At 33.4% G+C, this 15,849-nt stretch carries 17 protein-coding genes, 2 tRNA genes and 1 other RNA gene; 12 read left to right on the plus strand and 8 right to left on the minus strand.

Annotation, left to right across the window (positions count from 1 at the left end; all coding sequences use genetic code 11):
- Positions 1-6: 6 nt before the first annotated feature.
- The gene (gene htpG / locus AAGD36_RS05295) at positions 7-1,866 is read left to right on the plus strand and encodes a molecular chaperone HtpG (RefSeq protein WP_341755229.1); all 1,860 of its coding nucleotides are present in this window, start codon (positions 7-9) and stop codon (positions 1,864-1,866) included.
- Positions 1,867-1,963: 97 nt separating this feature from the next.
- Here htpG and AAGD36_RS05300 read toward each other — a convergent pair whose 3' ends face one another.
- Both AAGD36_RS05300 and ssrA read right to left on the minus strand, forming a co-directional pair.
- Positions 1,964-2,446, minus strand: coding sequence for a ClpXP protease specificity-enhancing factor SspB (locus AAGD36_RS05300; RefSeq protein WP_341755230.1), 483 nt, complete (start codon positions 2,444-2,446; stop codon positions 1,964-1,966).
- Positions 2,447-2,690: 244 nt separating this feature from the next.
- Positions 2,691-3,048: a transfer-messenger RNA gene (gene ssrA, locus AAGD36_RS05305) on the minus strand.
- Positions 3,049-3,268: 220 nt separating this feature from the next.
- On the opposite strand from ssrA, the gene AAGD36_RS05310 reads away from it, so the two are divergent.
- From AAGD36_RS05310 to AAGD36_RS05335, 6 genes are all read left to right on the plus strand, one after another.
- On the plus strand, positions 3,269-4,006 hold the full coding sequence (locus AAGD36_RS05310) for an ABC transporter substrate-binding protein (protein ID WP_341755231.1): 738 nt from the start codon (positions 3,269-3,271) through the stop codon (positions 4,004-4,006).
- Entirely contained in the window at positions 3,991-4,473 is a 483-nt protein-coding gene (locus AAGD36_RS05315) for a flavin reductase family protein (protein WP_341751132.1), read from the plus strand. Before AAGD36_RS05310 ends, AAGD36_RS05315 begins: the two co-directional genes overlap by 16 nt.
- On the plus strand, positions 4,470-5,222 hold the full coding sequence (gene dapB, locus AAGD36_RS05320) for a 4-hydroxy-tetrahydrodipicolinate reductase (RefSeq protein WP_341755232.1): 753 nt from the start codon (positions 4,470-4,472) through the stop codon (positions 5,220-5,222). The genes AAGD36_RS05315 and dapB overlap by 4 nt, the downstream gene beginning before the upstream one ends.
- Before the next feature lie 103 nt (positions 5,223-5,325).
- Positions 5,326-5,619: a 50S ribosomal protein L28 gene (rpmB, locus tag AAGD36_RS05325; protein WP_341748296.1), complete on the plus strand. Its 294-nt coding sequence runs from the start codon at positions 5,326-5,328 to the stop codon at positions 5,617-5,619.
- Entirely contained in the window at positions 5,616-5,843 is a 228-nt protein-coding gene (gene rpmE, locus AAGD36_RS05330) for a 50S ribosomal protein L31 (RefSeq protein WP_341748295.1), read from the plus strand. The genes rpmB and rpmE overlap by 4 nt, the downstream gene beginning before the upstream one ends.
- A 262-nt stretch (positions 5,844-6,105) precedes the next feature.
- Positions 6,106-6,182 (plus strand) — tRNA-Met (locus AAGD36_RS05335).
- A 205-nt stretch (positions 6,183-6,387) separates the two neighbouring features.
- On the opposite strand, the gene ruvX is transcribed toward AAGD36_RS05335, so the two are convergent.
- On the minus strand, positions 6,388-6,861 hold the full coding sequence (gene ruvX, locus AAGD36_RS05340; protein ID WP_341755233.1) for a Holliday junction resolvase RuvX: 474 nt from the start codon (positions 6,859-6,861) through the stop codon (positions 6,388-6,390).
- Positions 6,862-6,900: 39 nt separating this feature from the next.
- On the opposite strand from ruvX, the gene AAGD36_RS05345 reads away from it, so the two are divergent.
- On the plus strand, positions 6,901-8,475 hold the full coding sequence (locus AAGD36_RS05345) for a phosphoethanolamine transferase (protein ID WP_341755234.1): 1,575 nt from the start codon (positions 6,901-6,903) through the stop codon (positions 8,473-8,475).
- Complete coding sequence (gene lpxB, locus AAGD36_RS05350; protein WP_341755235.1) at positions 8,468-9,631, plus strand: lipid-A-disaccharide synthase; 1,164 nt, start codon at positions 8,468-8,470, stop codon at positions 9,629-9,631. Before AAGD36_RS05345 ends, lpxB begins: the two co-directional genes overlap by 8 nt.
- Before the next feature lie 79 nt (positions 9,632-9,710).
- Here lpxB and AAGD36_RS05355 read toward each other — a convergent pair whose 3' ends face one another.
- Entirely contained in the window at positions 9,711-9,857 is a 147-nt protein-coding gene (locus AAGD36_RS05355) for a hypothetical protein (protein WP_341755236.1), read from the minus strand.
- 216 nt (positions 9,858-10,073) lie between these two features.
- Between AAGD36_RS05355 and AAGD36_RS05360 the strand changes: the two genes are divergently transcribed.
- Positions 10,074-10,150 (plus strand) — tRNA-Arg (locus AAGD36_RS05360).
- Here the strand turns inward: AAGD36_RS05360 and AAGD36_RS05365 are convergent.
- The gene (locus tag AAGD36_RS05365; protein WP_341755237.1) at positions 10,121-10,654 is read right to left on the minus strand and encodes a hypothetical protein; all 534 of its coding nucleotides are present in this window, start codon (positions 10,652-10,654) and stop codon (positions 10,121-10,123) included. The two genes, AAGD36_RS05360 and AAGD36_RS05365, sit on opposite strands and share 30 nt — an antisense overlap.
- A gap of 58 nt (positions 10,655-10,712) precedes the next feature.
- On the opposite strand from AAGD36_RS05365, the gene AAGD36_RS05370 reads away from it, so the two are divergent.
- Both AAGD36_RS05370 and AAGD36_RS05375 read left to right on the plus strand, forming a co-directional pair.
- Complete coding sequence (locus tag AAGD36_RS05370) at positions 10,713-11,420, plus strand: IS630 family transposase (protein WP_341755238.1); 708 nt, start codon at positions 10,713-10,715, stop codon at positions 11,418-11,420.
- Between the two features lie 165 nt (positions 11,421-11,585).
- Complete coding sequence (locus tag AAGD36_RS05375; RefSeq protein ID WP_341755239.1) at positions 11,586-12,440, plus strand: Rpn family recombination-promoting nuclease/putative transposase; 855 nt, start codon at positions 11,586-11,588, stop codon at positions 12,438-12,440.
- A 437-nt stretch (positions 12,441-12,877) separates the two neighbouring features.
- Here AAGD36_RS05375 and AAGD36_RS05380 read toward each other — a convergent pair whose 3' ends face one another.
- The 3 genes from AAGD36_RS05380 to AAGD36_RS05390 form a co-directional block, all read right to left on the minus strand.
- On the minus strand, positions 12,878-15,103 hold the full coding sequence (locus AAGD36_RS05380; protein ID WP_341755240.1) for a DNA translocase FtsK: 2,226 nt from the start codon (positions 15,101-15,103) through the stop codon (positions 12,878-12,880).
- 216 nt (positions 15,104-15,319) lie between these two features.
- On the minus strand, positions 15,320-15,637 hold the full coding sequence (locus tag AAGD36_RS05385; protein ID WP_341751305.1) for a cell division protein ZapA: 318 nt from the start codon (positions 15,635-15,637) through the stop codon (positions 15,320-15,322).
- 2 nt (positions 15,638-15,639) lie between these two features.
- A complete protein-coding gene (locus AAGD36_RS05390) occupies positions 15,640-15,849 on the minus strand; it encodes a hypothetical protein (protein ID WP_341751306.1) in 210 nt (69 codons plus the stop codon).

Below are 15,849 nucleotides of genomic sequence, written 5' to 3' on the forward strand. Positions count from 1 at the left end.
ACTTATATGACCCAAGAAAAAAAGAAGTTTGACGCTGAAGTTGGTAAGATTTTAAACTTAATGATCCATTCTCTTTATACTAATAAAGAGATTTTTATGCGTGAGTTAATATCTAACGCTTCGGATGCTTGTGATAAATTAAGATATTTAGCCCAAAGTGATGCAAAACTTATTGCAGATGATCCTATCTTTAAAATTACTGTGAGAATTGATAAAGATACAAGGCAGATTATTATCAGAGATAATGGTATTGGTATGAATCGAGAAGATTTGATCGATAATCTAGGAACTATTGCAAAGTCTGGTACAGGGAATTTCTTAAACAACCTGTCTGGAGATGCTAAAAAAGATAGTATGTTAATAGGACAGTTTGGTGTTGGATTTTATTCAGCTTTTATGGTTGCTGATAGCATTACTGTTACCTCGCGAAAAGCAGGAGAAGAGAAAGCTTATATCTGGCAATCAGATGGTCTTGGGGAATATATTGTTGATGATTTTGCTCATGATTTTACCAGGGGAACTGAGGTAGTTATTCACGTTAAGCCAGAAGAAGATAGTTATATTGATCATTTTAGATTGAAGCATATAGTTAAAAGTTATTCTGATCATATTGCCATACCTATATATTTTATTGATGAATCAACTAATAATGAAATACAGCTCAATTCAGCTTCTGCGTTGTGGACAAGACCGAAATCTGATTTGACTTTTGAGCAATATAAAGAATTTTATAAAGCTTTATCTTATTCGATGGACGATCCTTGGTTAACCATTCATAATAAAAATGAAGGTACTGTTGAATTTACTAATTTGTTATTTATTCCGTCAACTAAGACTTTTGATTTATTCCATCCTGATCGTAAGAGAAGAGTAAAATTATACATTAAGAGAGTTTTCATTTCTGATGAGAATGTAGACTTAATACCTTCTTACCTAAGGTTTCTAAGAGGGGTAGTAGACTCAGAGGATTTACCTCTTAATATTAGCCGCGAATCTTTGCAGCATAATAGTACTTTAGAGAAGATTAAAGCTGCAATAACCAAAAAAGTCTTGGGTGAACTCAAAAAGAAAAAAGACGAGTCTATAGAGGAATATAGCAATTTCTGGTCCAATTTTGGAGCTGCTTTAAAAGAAGGATTATGTGAGGCAACTAGTGATCATGATAAATTACTTGAAACATGTATATTTAAAAGTAGCCTTTTAAGTAAAATGATTAGCCTTGATGACTATATTAGTAACTTTAAAGAAGGACAGGATACTGTATATTATCTTAGCGGTGATGATCCAGCAAAATTACTCTCTAGCCCCCAAATAGAAGGATTTTTAAGCAAAAATATCGATGTATTGCTGTTTACTGATACAGTTGATGATTTTTGGGTTAATGTTAATAGTAGCTATAAAGGTTACGCCATCAAATCAGTTACTAGAAGTGATATTGATTTAGAGAAATCTGAGCAAAAAACTGAGGATATCAAAGAAGACAATGATGAATATGCCAAATTAACAGAGTATTTTAAAGAAATATTAGGTAATTTAGTAAAAGATGTAAGGATTTCTAAAAAACTTACTTCAAGCCCAGCTTGCCTCGCCGTTGGTGATGGAGCTATGGATATTCGTATGGAAAGATTCTTAATTGAGCAAAAACAATTAATGGCAGCATCTGCTAAAATACTTGAACTAAACCCTAAGCATACAATTATTGAGAAAATTAATGCTGATATAATCTCAAATAATAAAGATTCTGCTAATGAAGAATTGGTTAGATTAATGTATGACCAAGCCTGTATTTTAGAAGGTGAGCCAGTCAATGATACTGGTGGATTTGCAAAAAGACTTAATGATATTATGCAAAAAGCTATCTTATAAACTTAACAATCAGATGCAGAGCCGTCTTAAATCGGATTGTTTCTATAATTTCACCGATTTGGGATAAGAATTGACAAATTCTTATCTCAAATTCGCGTTATACGGGTTTACTGGGTTTCCGAAATTTGTCCAAAACTATTATATTATCTGCTGAATTAGATTTACTTTTAGAATCGCTAGACACCTTAATTGTTTCTCTTTGCTTCTCGTTAGGCAATTCATTAGATTTGATTGTTTCTAGCTTAAACTTTAGGCTGTAACCATTATTAGGATCAACAAAGCTGATAAGCGAATCAAATGGTACATAGATAGTTTCTTTGATACCATCAAAACTAATTGTTACAGAAAAGCCATTGAGTCCTACAGTTAAATCTTCAAATTGATATTGTATTACTATAGTTATTTCTTTGGGATAACGTTCTTTTATCCTAGAAGATAAAACTACGGCAGGATTATCAGTTTTGTAAGAAATATACAAGAGTTGATTCAGCTGCAACTTATCGGTACGAATTTTTGAAAGAATCTTTTTTACAAATTCCAACATACATTCGTTAAGAAATTGTTGATATGGGGTCTTCATAGTTATAAACTAAACAAAGAAAATAACACAAAACTAGATATAGCTAATCCGAAAATGTTTGATCCATAGTAACAACCTTGATGTCATTCCTAGCTAAAAACGGGAATGACATAGCTTATAGCTAGGTCACATTATAACTAAAACCTTTTCAGGTTAGCTATAGGCTGAACAAAATTTAAATAGTCTTATTCAAGCCTTATTCACATGAGGTTTTGTATATCTCTAGTTATGCAAGTAAAATTCTAGCGGGGCTTTTTCTGTTGCCCGGTTAAGCCCCCAACCGCGTAGGACTAGGCAGCTAGTGCTGCAGTTCCTACGAAACGTTCATTATCATTTGCGTTTCTTTTTTTTAACCCAACGACACAAGGTCCGGCGGAATTATACCGAGTAAAGATAATTTTTTTATTAAGCACGTCGATCCTATTTCGCCCCCATGAAAGCTTATGGATAAAACCTGTACTATCCTTCTATCACAACTTAATTTGGTGGAAGCGTCGGGTACCGCCCCCGAGTCCGCAACCTCTATTCTAAATCACGTTTATTACTATAGCTACAAAAGCAGCAATCTTATACTACAACAATTATAATAGGATGTAAAGGGCAAATTTTAAAAAAGTCTATTGTATATACTTATAAGAAGTGCGATAATCAATTAACATGAGTTCGATTCTAATTCCCTCTATGTCATTCCCGCGTAGGCATTATACCCAGTATAGAAGGATAATTATTACATCGAACTCACGCGAATTTGGGATAAGAATTGACTAATTCTTATCCCAAATTCGGGTAACTCAGATTAATTAAAACAGTTATTTGATTTTTATGAAACTAATAAAGCTATTCTTCCTTGTTATATGTTGTTCCTTTTTAATGATTGGTTGTGATAATCAATCTAAAGAACAAAATTTAATAGTTGCAACTTCTGCAGATAACCCCCCTTATGAATTTATCCAAAATGGTCAAATAGTAGGATTTGATATTGACATTATTAATGCTATAGGAGAACAAATAGGGAAAAAAGTTATAATTAAGAATTTTGATTTTAATGGTCTACTTGCATCTTTGACTACTGAAAATGTTGATATAGTGATAGCTGGGTTATCGGTAACCGAAGAGCGTAAAAAACATATTAGCTTTTCAGTTCCTTATATATCAACAAATGTGTCAATATTGTATAGATCAGCAGATAATTTAAAGAATACTGGAGATTTGGATAATAAAGCTGTGGGTGTACAACTTGGTACAACATGGGCGGTAATAGTTCAGGATTTAGCTAAGCAGTTTAATATTAGAATAAATTATTTATCAAATAATTTAATGCTAGTCGAAGAGTTAAAGTCAAAAGTTATAGATGCGGTGGTACTAGAGGCATCCCAATCTAAGAAATTTATTGAGAATAATCCTGATCTTGCTAGCTTCGGTTTAACAGAGTTTTCATCTGAACTAGCTATTGCTATGCCAGAAAATTCTAAACTTATTGATAGTGTTAATAAAGCTATTGCTGAATTGACAGAAGATGGAACAATTAGCCGTATTACTAAAAAATGGCTTCAACAGTGAATTCCGAACGATTTAAACAAGCTCTTAGCACTTTGCCTACAGGTGTTACTATTATCACTACTTTATACAATAATAAGCTATTTGGTTTTACTGCAGATTCCTTTACCTCAGTTTCCTTGTTACCACCTTTGGTATCGTTTTGTCTTGGTAAACAGGCTTTTAGTATGAGTGCTTTTACTAGTAGTAAATATTTTGCTGTTAGTATTCTAGCTGAGGATCAAGAAGATATTTCTAGGCATTTTTCTAAGTTTAACACTGATAAATTTGCGGGTATTTCGTATAATTTAGGGTGTACTACTAATTGTCCTTTGATTGAGGGGGCAGTTTGCCATATTGAATGCAACAAATTTAGTCAATATGAAGTAGGAGATCATGTTATATTGGTTGGTGAGGTGATAAATACTATAGTGAACAGTAACTTAAACCCACTAGTACATTGTTTAAGACAATATAGAGGATTAAAATGACTGTTTGTATAGGTGTTTGTGGTGCAACTGGTAAAATGGGGCAGATGATAATTCAAAGAATGAATGGATTTAATGCTTGTACACTTTCTACAACATTTACTAGAAAAAATAGCATAGATGATCTTGCTGAGTTTTGTCAGAATTCTGATGTAATTATCGACTTTTCTAGCAGTGAAATATTAGAAAAATTACTTGATTATGCTATTAGCTACAACAATAAATTAGTGATTGGCACTACTGGTCTAACTCAATATCAGCTTGATCACTTAAACGCAGCTTCCAAAAGCTTGGCTATATTATATTCAGCTAATATGAGTTTAGGTGCAAACTTACTTACAGTACTGGCAGAAAAGGCAGCAAAAATTCTAGATAATACTTACGACATAGAGATTCTAGATTGTCACCATCGTATGAAGAAAGACGCCCCTTCTGGTACAGCTATAATGTTGGGTAAGGCTGTAGCTAAGGCTAGAAATTTAGATTTTGATGAATTTGCAGTATTTGATCGTAGTCAGAAAGGTCAAAGACAGCCTGATGAAATTGGTATTAGTTCTATTAGGGGAGGGCAGGTACATGGAGAACATGAAGTGTTATTTTTAGGTAATAACCAAGTTCTTAGTATAAAACATCAAGCATTAAGTAAAGAATCCTTTGCTGATGGGGCAATTCAGGCTGCCATTTGGTTATTTGATAAACCAGCCGGTCTTTATTCAATGCGTGATATGTTCTCGCTACTTCAAAGGTGTTGACGATTTTTACATTAAAGTTTACATAATATTAATATACATATTGACATAAGACCTTATTATATAGTATAATCCTGTGTTATAAATTATGGGAAGGGAGATCACGATGTCTCGTAGATGTGAGCTTAGTGGGGTAGGTGTTTTATATGGTAATAAAGTATCGCACTCTCAAAGAAAAACTAGAAGACGATTTGAACCTAACCTAAGGGTGGTGAGGTTTGCAAGTGATCTGACGAAGCAAGAATATAAGCTTTCGGTAAATGCCAAATGTATGCGTTCTGTTGAGAAAGTAGGTGGTTTTGATGCATATATGCTTAAAATATCATGTGATGTACTCTCAGATAAAGCAAAGGTAATTAAAAGAAAGATAGCTGAGAAAAAAGTTGGTGCTTCATTATGAAAACTGGAATACACCCAAAATATAAAAAATTCAAAATTATTATTAGTAAGGATGTTTTTGAAACAAACTCCGGTGGTCATGCAGAAGAGATTTTGATGGATGTTGATTATAGGAAACATCCAGCATGGACTAAAGAATCTGGAAATGTTGTTAACCAATCTAATAAAAATATCAGTGACTTTAATAAGAAGTTTGCTGGGCTTAGTTTTGGTAAAAAAGTATAGCTAGGCTTTTACTCAAGGTGGATGTCATCCTAAGCGAGGTGGAGGATTTGTTAAAACTAAGTAGTTTAGGTTCTGAAATAAATTTAGGATGACGTCATGGTAAGTGTGTGCGTGTATTATAGGAGTGTCTACGAATTGAATAATTTTTAGGAAAAATGTAGAAGAGTATACCGCAAGCAGTACGCAAATATACGTAAGGAACGGAAGCAAGTTTTGACAATAAAATTACCAAGAAGAATCAATTCACAGGTACTTCCATTATCGTGGGGTGGAGCAGTTTGGTAGCTCGTCAGGCTCATAACCTGAAGGTCGTTGGTTCAAATCCAACCCCCGCAACCAATTATGGTACGAGTTTTAGTCTATCTGAGTTTGTTCTTGCAGTGTCCCATATATACTCGATGGAAATCAAGAATTGCATTGTCATTATCCAAGATTATAGCGATACTCACGTACTAATATGTATGCCTAGCACCTCGATTTGGTAATTCCTGCTACTATCATGATTTTGATTCTATCGTCTATCAACTCTTCATTTAGGATACACTTAGGTTCTGTGGAGTTTCTTAATAGAATCTAAAGTAGTTTCTAAAATCATACTTGCTGCGATTGAATCATCTTTTTGGTTACGTTCTCGTCTTTTGATTCCTAGCGATTTTAATAAACTATTGGCAGCAAGGGAAGTAAGTCTTTCATCTTGTAGATATATAGGAAGATTTATGGCTAAACTAAGCTTTTTGCTAAATTTTAATACAATCGCAGTTTGATTACTAGCCTGACCATTCATACTAATCGGCAGCCCTACGACAACACCACAGCTAGAATAGGTTGTGATCAAGTCTAATATTGATTTGATCTTATTTTCTTCTGTTATCTCATATATAGTTTTTATAGGCATAGCGATGGTATGTTCTTGATTTGAGACAGCGATGCCTGTTTTTCGTATCCCATAATCAACAGATATAATTGGTCTGTTAACTTGTAAAAGTTGAAAAAACTCTTGCAGTGTTGATGTTATCATGATACCTAAGTTACAATCATACAAAAGTACGTTATTTATATGTTAAAACTAATCCAAAAACATTTAGATAGTAAACTAATCAAACTATCTTTGGTGTTCTCTTTTATTTATTGTCTACTTTTTAATTCAGCAGTTATTGTTTATAAATTCAGCTACTACAAATTCACTTTTTTTAAAGCAATATTGGAGTTGAGTAAGGACTCTATTTATATTTGCTTTACTTGCTTTATCATTTTTTTTGGTTTAACTATCCATCGACTTGTTTTTATAATAGGAGCAATATTTTTATTTACAACGGGAGCAATTGCCAGCTATTATCTATATCTTTTTAAAATTTCTCCTACAAAAGAGATGATGGGTAGCTTTTTCTCTACTGACTTCAATGAAGTATATGAGATAGTTAGTATTAGGCTAATTGTTTGGCTAATTTTTAGCATAGCTACTTGTATTTATACGATGAAGCATTTCTCTATTTTAGATAGTAAACTATTTGTTACAAAATTACTAGCGGCAATTTGTCTTTTAATTACCATTAATAATATTATTATGCCGCAGTTTAATTTGCTAAGGGGTTATTTTCCTATCCAATATTTACATAACACATATTTATCTTTAAATAACAAAAGAAGTGCAATGCGTGATGATATAAGTAAGAAGTTTTCTTTCATTGATCAATCGGATCAAAATATTACAGTGGTACTTGTAATAGGAGAATCAGCACGATTTGATCATTTTGGTATTAATGGTTATCACAGGGACACTACGCCATATTTAAGTTCTGTTGAAAATCTTTTTTCATTTAAAGCACAGTCTGCTTCCAATCACACACATCTTTCTGTTCCATCTCTTCTATCTCGCCATCCTGCGAGTAGCTTAGACAAAAGTACAGAAGAAACGAGTCTTTTGTCAATTTTTACCATGCTTGGTTTTAACACTAATTGGATTGGCACTCAGAATATAGTAGGATACTTAAGAAGTAAAAACCCAATTACAATTTATGATGAAGTTAGGTTTACTATGATACCTGGTGGTTCTATTTTATTAAGGAGGCTTGATCACGATGGAAAAATGTTACCTCATATTGAAAATAATATTGTAAATTCTACTACTAAAAATGTTTTAGTTATCCACACAGCTGGTAGTCATTGGAAATATTCTGCTAGATATCCTAAAGAATTTCAAAAATTTACTCCTAAGTGTAATTCCATTACTAAGGTAGATCAGAGCAGTTGTGATATTGAAGAGTTGATTAATGATTACGATAACACCATTTTATATACAGATTTTTTTTTGTATAATGTAATAGATCTATTAAAAAATAGTAACGCTATCCTAATATATGTTTCTGATCATGCAGAATCTTTGGGAGAACATGGTTATTACGGTCACGGTGGACCTATGATCCCAGAACAAACCACAGTGCCTTTTCTAGTTTGGATATCGGATGAATTTAAAAAAAGACATCCTGATTTGGTAAGTTCTATAGCCAATCATTTAGGCTCTGAAATTAGTCATGACTATGTATTTCATTCGATCCTTGATTGTGTTGGCATTCATTCTGCTGTGATTGACAAAAATTTAAGCCTATGTAGTAAGCAGAGGTTAAATGGCTAAAATTTATCTAATTGCTGGTGAAATCTCGGGAGATTTTATAGGGAGTCATTTGATACAAAGCCTAAAAGATCTCTATAAGCTGGAGGAGATACAATTAGAGTTCGTTGGTGTAGGGGGAAGCAAGATGGAAGAAGCGGGGTTAGAGCATAGCCTTTTCCCGATTAGTCAAATAAATCTTATGGGTTTCGTCGAAATTATACCACATATTTTTAAGATCACTAAGCTAATCAAGCGTACTATTGCTGATATAATTCAGCATGCCCCAGATTTGTTAATTACCATAGACTCGCCAGGCTTTACTTATAGAGTAGCAAAGAAGATTCGAGCAGCTAGACCCAATTTAAAGATTATTCACATTGTTGCACCCTCTGTTTGGGCATACAAACCTTCTCGGGCTATGAAATACGCTAAAATTTATGATCATTTGTTGGCTTTACTGCCATTCGAGCCACCGTACTTTCAAAAGGTAGGTCTAGATTGTCGGTATATTGGTCATCCAATATTGGAACAGTATTTTTATGATGATAAAGATAAAGAGCTATTAAAGCGAGAATTACAAATACCTGTTCATTCAGAAGTGTTATGTATCACTTGTGGTAGCCGCAAAGGTGAAATAACAAGACATGCCCCGGTATTCACGGCGGCGATCAATCTACTAGCAAAAAAATTCCCTAATCTTGAAGTGATATTTGTCACGGCTGAGTCTAGTCATAAATCTTTAATTGAACCATTTTTATCAGATGCAGCATTTAACTACCATTTCTCAAGTGATAGACTTAAGATTTTTGCTGTAGCTACCCTTGCTCTAGCAAAATCTGGCACTAATACCTTAGAAATTGCCGCTTGTAATACTCCAATGATTGTTGCTTATAAATTAAATATCTTAAGCTTTTTATTAATAAAGTTACTAATAAAAATACCTTATATTTCTTTGATTAATATTATTGCTAATAAAGAGATATTACCAGAATTGATCCAATTTAACTGTACTAAATCAAATATAGCAAATAAGCTTACATCACTATTAGTTGACAGGAAAAAAGCAGCACAGCAAGTGAAAGAAAGCAGGAAGATTTTAATAGAATTAGGTTTTAAAAGTCCTAGCTCTCCTTCAAGCGTAGCAGCACATATTATAAAGTCAGAATGTTTAAACTGATATATATAATAAATATCAAGTTTGTAAGAACTCGAGAACAAAAATAACGATGAAGTTGACTATTAGATACAAGAACCAGTTATATTAGACTTACTGCATAAGTCAATCCAGTTGGTAATTTTGTCGTCGAAACTCGCCTCCGCTCCTCACGTACGTCTGTGTACGCTGCGGTGCTCGGCTTCGTTTCTCCTAAAAATCCCTCAACTATCTTTGATTTATGCAGCAAGTCTATTAGAAGAAAAGTTATTATTTTTGCACTTGAAAAAGATCACCTTAGCTGATATAAAACAAACATCTTTGTATATATACTCTTCTGCTTTGAAGAATTGGCTTTTGCGAATACTTGCAGGAATTTCGCGTACTCACGTACTTTATGTACTGCTTGCGTTCGCTCATCCCTTGTTTATTTATTGTCGTAATTCTCCAAATCATTTGAGTATACGCACCCTTAGCTCAGCTGGATAGAGCAACGGATTTCTAATCCGTAGGTCAGAGGTTCGAATCCTCTAGGGTGTGCCATTCTTCGATTTTAGTGCATTTTACGAATGCATCAAACGGTGGACGTAGCATAAAGTCTAGCTTTCCGTCTTGTAATTTTAGGTTTGAAAATACTAAATTCATCAATTTACATTTTCCTTCCGTAGTCGAACCTTTAAAGGTTTCTAACGCTCTGGAAGCCAGTTCTACTAGGTTAATCAATAGTTCTGAAAATTCATCATCAGCATTATTATGGCTTTCTATTTCTCTCACGATATCTTCACGTTTTTGTATTAATCTCTGACGTTTTTCTTCATGATATTCCTTGCTAATATCACCATCTAAAAATAAATCAGTTAACCTATCCATACGAGTTTTGATCTTAGTATGCTCAGCATGTAGCTCTCCTATACGCATTTTTTGAAAACCTTGCTCTATTTTTGCTGAAGCTTTAATATAACTAATTACTTCAGAATGCAATTCAAGCTCTAAATGGAGTGTTGCTAATACTTTTTCTACTTTTTGTAGTATTATTTTTTCTTTCACGTATACTGCTCGTAAATGAAGAGTTGAAGGAAGAGAAGAAAGAAGCTAGAATATGATAATGGGAAATATTTTAACATCTGAACAAAGAACGGCACTGAAGTCACGTCATGGTAATGAACGAGATAGGAGAGTATGTGACCGAATTAAGGCAGTTTTGCTGTATGATAAAGGTTGGAGCTATGGAGAAATGGCAGAAGCATTGCTGTTAAGTGAAGAAGCTATATATTTTATGGATAGCGTTCATCCTCAGTATCAAACAAAAGCCCGTTATGGTTGGATCAGAAAAAATCAAAATAAAACTTTACCAACATTTAGTGGCTGGAAAAGGAAGCATTTAATAGGAGCAATTAATTTATCTGATTTGCAATTAGTTAGCACAGATAATCCTAAAGTAAGCGGTGATTATATAATCAATTTTTTACAAAAATTAGAAGCAGAAAATCCTAATAAAGAGAAGATATATTTGATTTGTGATAATGCTCGGTATCATAAGTCAAAGACAGTAAAGGAGTATCTAGTAAATAGCAAAATAGAATTAGTATTTTTACCTCCCTATAGCCCTAATCTTAATCCGATTGAACGATTATGGAAATTTATGCATAGAATTGTAACAAATAATAAATTTTACCATAATTTCGCTCAATTCTCAGAAGCTATAGATAGATTTTTTGCTAATATTGATAAATACAAAGGTAATTTGCTTACTCTTATAACTGACCAATTTCAGACTATAACTTTTAATCATTTTGCCAACTCTTCAGGTTAATTGAGTATATCCATGGAAACTCAATGCATTTATAGCGTAGCGTGCATTGAGTTTTCATGGATATGCTATTAGTTTCTGCATTATATTTTTCACATTATATTACTTAGTGCTTTATAATTTCTGTGCTATACTAGCTTTATAATTGATAACTACCTAATAGCATATATGGATAAAATAACTCCTCGAGTCGATTTGGCATTTAAGAAAATCTTTGGTGTAGAAGAGAATAAGGACTTGCTGATATCCTTGATTAATTCTATCGTTGGACAAGAGGATCAAGTGGCAGAGATAACGCTGCTTAATCCATATAATCCTAAAAACTTTAAGAAGGATAAACTCTCAATATTAGACATTAAAGCCAAATCTGTTGATGGCAAAAGGTTTAATATTGAAATTCAAATTAGCGACGAAGCTGATTATGATAAGCGAGCTTTATATTATTGGGCTAAATTGTATACTGAGCAATTAAAAATCGCTGAGGACTACTCTCTTTTATCTAAAGCTATTGGTATTCATATTCTAAACTTCACTTCTATTCCAAGTGTTGATAAATATCATAATGTTTTTCATATAGTTGAAAAAGATAGTGGATTGGTGTATTTCAAGGATCTCGAATTACACACTATCGAACTCAATAAGTTTACTAAGAATTCTCAAGAAGAATTACCTGACATCGTAGCTAAAGTAAAAAACTCTTTAGATATGTGGACAGCTTTTCTAACAAGACACGATCTACTGAACAAAGATAATTTGCCTAAAGAATTAGACAATGCCAGCTTAAAAAAAGCTCTAACAGTGCTAGGTGTTATGAACTTTACTGACGAAGAAAGGGAGGCTTATGAAGATCATCTTAAATGGCTGCGTATCGAAGCTAATACTCTGAAAAAACAACTAGAAAAAGGTAGAGTGGAAGAAAGAATAGCTATAGCTAGAAAATTACTTAAAGAAAATATGACATCTGAGCATATAGCTAATATTACTAGTTTAAGTATTGAAGAAATCAACAAACTACTAAAATAGTATATTAGCCATATGGTTATTGGAAGTTTTAGGGTTGTGTACTGGTATTATAATATAGATGCTGATTTATAGCAATTCTTACATCGATTTGGGTTCGTAAATCATCCACTAGAGTCCACCAATACTTTTAGCAACATTTCGGTTAGAAGCATGATACTCATGGTATTTCCTCCGGTTAATTAGACTAAATATTTAATAGTATAGAAAATTTTATTACTTGTCAATTTACAATTAATTTGTAGGTTTTTTTGGCAGAAGAGTTGATAATAACTATATACTGCTCGTAAATGAAGAGTTGGTAGGCGATAGTATAACTTCAAGAAGAGCTAGGCAGTAGCAAAGTCGGGCAGCATAGCGTACATGAGTAACTAGGCAGCTTCGATCTTTGGTCGCGGAAACGCCAATTCTTGAAGTTCTACCTGAGTATATATAAGAACTTAATTTTCTGGCAATAATATTTCTCTCTTACCAGTATGGTTAGGAGGAGATATTACCCCATTTTGTTCCATTTTTTCAACAAGAGTAGCCGCTCTATTATAGCCAATTCGTAAACATCTTTGTATATAGCTAATTGATACTTTTCGTTCTAATTGTACGATTTGTACTGCTCTTTTATATAAAGTTTCATCACTGCTTGAATCATCTCCTAGACTTTCGGCATTTACTTCATCATCATCTAATTGCTGAGTCACTGCTGAAAGATATTCAGGTACTCCTGTTGATCTTAAATATTGGGTTACTTTTTCTACCTCTTTATCATCAACAAATGGACCATGAACCCTGGTAATCTTGGATGAATTACCCATATAAAGCATATCTCCCATACCAAGTAATTGCTCAGAACCTTGTTCACCAAGAATAGTCCTACTATCAATCTTAGAAGTTACTTTAAAACTGATACGGCTCGGGAAATTAGCTTTGATTACCCCAGTAATAACATCAACAGAAGGTCTTTGGGTTGCCATGATAATATGAATACCTGCTGCTCTTGCCATTTGAGCTAGACGCTGTATTGACAATTCAATGTCTTTGCCAGCTACCAACATTAAATCAGCCATTTCATCAACAATTACTACAATGAATGGTAATTTTTCCATATTCATTTCAATTGTCTCATAAATAGGTTTACCGGTTTCTGGATCAAATCCTGTTTGGACAGAGCGTTCTAATATTTTACCGCTTGACGCAGCCTCCAAAATTTTAGCATTATAACCTGCTATATTTCTGACCCCAATATTTGACATTGCTCTATAACGATTTTCCATCTCTTTTACTGCCCATTTCAGGGCTACCACGGCTTTACTTGGTTCGGTAACCACTGGGGTCAAAAGATGTGGTATGCCATCATAGGTTGATAGTTCAAGCATTTTGGGATCGATCATTATTAAACGGCATTCCTCCGGGGTATAGCGGTAAAGTAGGGAAATTATCATAGCATTAATTGCCACTGATTTACCGGAGCCTGTCGTACCAGCAACTAACAAATGTGGCATTTTTGCTAAATCGGCAACAAAAGGTTTGCCAGCGAGATCCTTTCCTAGAATCAATGGTAGCATAATACTGCTATCTTGATATTCCGGTGTTTCAATTAATTCTCTTAGACAAAAGAAAGCTCTTTGTTTATTGGGTAATTCAATACCTAAAACGTTTCTACCTGGTATTACAGCTATTCTAGTTGATATCGCAGATAAAGACCTAGCAATGTCATCTGATAAACCGATAATCCTAGAAGATTTAGTACCTGCAGCTGGCTCAAATTCATATAACGTTACCACTGGACCTTGGCTAATATTAATTACCTGACCTTTAACACCAAAATCATTCAGAACAGTTAACAGCGTTTGGGCATTATGTTGTAATTCTGATGCAGTTTCTACTTTTATATTTTGACTGTCAGCTTGTTTTAATAATTCGATAGGGGGCAAGTATGGTAATTCGCCATTTTCTTTTTTGAATGGAGATTGTTGTTTTGAACAATGGGAGTGTATGTCATTATTTTTTTCTTGTAATGCATCTATTTTATGAGCATACGTTGCTTCTTCTTGATTAATAAAAGGAGTCTTTTTTGTCAGAACTGGTTTAGTTGAGTTGCTATTTGTTGATATTGTAGGTAAAAGTATAAATTTTTTATAAGGTATTAGTTTGAATAATTTAATTATAGCGATCCCAAAAACTGAAAATTTTATTTCAGTTAATAAAAATAATAAAATAAATGTAGTAATAATTAAAACGTAATCGGCTCTAGCGTCCAATTGCTTGATTATTGGATAAATAATAGTACCTGTTGTCCCACCTGCACCTGCCGGTAAATAATTAATTTTTATATTAGTGCAAACTATCGATAATGATATAATTGACAGCAGCATCACAATTATCCTGACGGTAGCCCATTTCTTCTTTAAATGCCATACACTCAGAGACCAAAAAATACAACAAATTGGTAAAATAAAGGACGCTATACCAAAAAACTGGTAAAAAATATCTGCCAAATAAGCACCGAAATGACCTAATAAATTGCTAGGATATTTGTCTGTGACAGAATTAAAGGAAGGATCATTTGGATTATAAGTCACTAGTAATAGAGCAGTAGAACAGCCCACCAGCATTAATAAAGCAGACTGCACTCTATTATTAGTAAAAATCCTGTTTATGTAATATAGCACAAAAGTTGCCTAAAAAAATGAACCACTTCGGTCGTTGCCTAAGATCCTCAAAGAACCTGTATGTAAGGTGGAATCCATATATCTGTATAATAGATTCAGACAGGGACGGTTTCCTAATAATAAAAATTATAGTCCCGGGGCAATACGTTAAGCTCACAAACCAAGCAGCCCATTACATTTCAAACATTGATGTTTCATACACGGGATTATATAATATCACTTTCCAATCTTTCTCGCAAGGTCTTCTAAATATCCTGCTATAGTACTTAACGTTTCTGCAAATTTTTCTTCTTCGGGAGGTATATTAGCACCATCAATTTTAGCAATTTTGTTAGTCAAGTTTTGTACTTGCTCCTGTAAACTCAATGCAGACATAACTAATAATAGTTCAAATGATGCTGATGGGTTAACTTTTTTTATCTGAGCAATATTTTCATTTAATTTGGCTGCAAGATTGCATAATTCTTCTCTTGATCCTTCACTACATGCGAGTTGGAAAGTTTTGCTACCAAGTGTTATTGTTACTATAGACATCTTTATGTATTTTTATGTTTTATTGCTTCAAGTTCAGCAATATATATGGCTATTTGCTCAAGTATTTTTGCATAATTATCCCTGAGCTGTTTATTTTCATCCTGCAGTTTATTGATTTCTTCATGCTGTCTAGCGATATTTGATAAGAGACCTTCAAGACCTTGATCCACTTCTTGCATTAACTTAAGTAATAAATCATTAGTTATTTTCAT

Origin of the sequence: Candidatus Tisiphia endosymbiont of Ptychoptera albimana, assembly GCF_964026605.1 — a bacterium.
Classification (GTDB): Bacteria; Pseudomonadota; Alphaproteobacteria; order Rickettsiales; family Rickettsiaceae; genus Tisiphia.

Excerpts from the sequence above, each read along its gene's own strand:
- AAGD36_RS05370 (WP_341755238.1), top strand. The coding sequence starts at position 10,713 with ATGGGAAATATTTTAACATCTGAACAAAGAACGGCACTGAAGTCACGT.
- AAGD36_RS05375 (WP_341755239.1), top strand. The coding sequence starts at position 11,586 with ATGGATAAAATAACTCCTCGAGTCGATTTGGCATTTAAGAAAATCTTT.
- dapB (WP_341755232.1), top strand. The coding sequence starts at position 4,470 with ATGACTGTTTGTATAGGTGTTTGTGGTGCAACTGGTAAAATGGGGCAG.
- AAGD36_RS05315 (WP_341751132.1), top strand. The coding sequence starts at position 3,991 with ATGGCTTCAACAGTGAATTCCGAACGATTTAAACAAGCTCTTAGCACT.
- ruvX (WP_341755233.1), bottom strand. The coding sequence starts at position 6,861 with ATGATAACATCAACACTGCAAGAGTTTTTTCAACTTTTACAAGTTAAC.
- AAGD36_RS05345 (WP_341755234.1), top strand. The coding sequence starts at position 6,901 with ATGTTAAAACTAATCCAAAAACATTTAGATAGTAAACTAATCAAACTA.
- AAGD36_RS05385 (WP_341751305.1), bottom strand. The coding sequence starts at position 15,637 with ATGTCTATAGTAACAATAACACTTGGTAGCAAAACTTTCCAACTCGCA.
- AAGD36_RS05310 (WP_341755231.1), top strand. The coding sequence starts at position 3,269 with ATGAAACTAATAAAGCTATTCTTCCTTGTTATATGTTGTTCCTTTTTA.
- rpmE (WP_341748295.1), top strand. The coding sequence starts at position 5,616 with ATGAAAACTGGAATACACCCAAAATATAAAAAATTCAAAATTATTATT.
- AAGD36_RS05300 (WP_341755230.1), bottom strand. The coding sequence starts at position 2,446 with ATGAAGACCCCATATCAACAATTTCTTAACGAATGTATGTTGGAATTT.
- AAGD36_RS05390 (WP_341751306.1), bottom strand. The coding sequence starts at position 15,849 with ATGAAAATAACTAATGATTTATTACTTAAGTTAATGCAAGAAGTGGAT.
- htpG (WP_341755229.1), top strand. The coding sequence starts at position 7 with ATGACCCAAGAAAAAAAGAAGTTTGACGCTGAAGTTGGTAAGATTTTA.
- lpxB (WP_341755235.1), top strand. The coding sequence starts at position 8,468 with ATGGCTAAAATTTATCTAATTGCTGGTGAAATCTCGGGAGATTTTATA.
- rpmB (WP_341748296.1), top strand. The coding sequence starts at position 5,326 with ATGTCTCGTAGATGTGAGCTTAGTGGGGTAGGTGTTTTATATGGTAAT.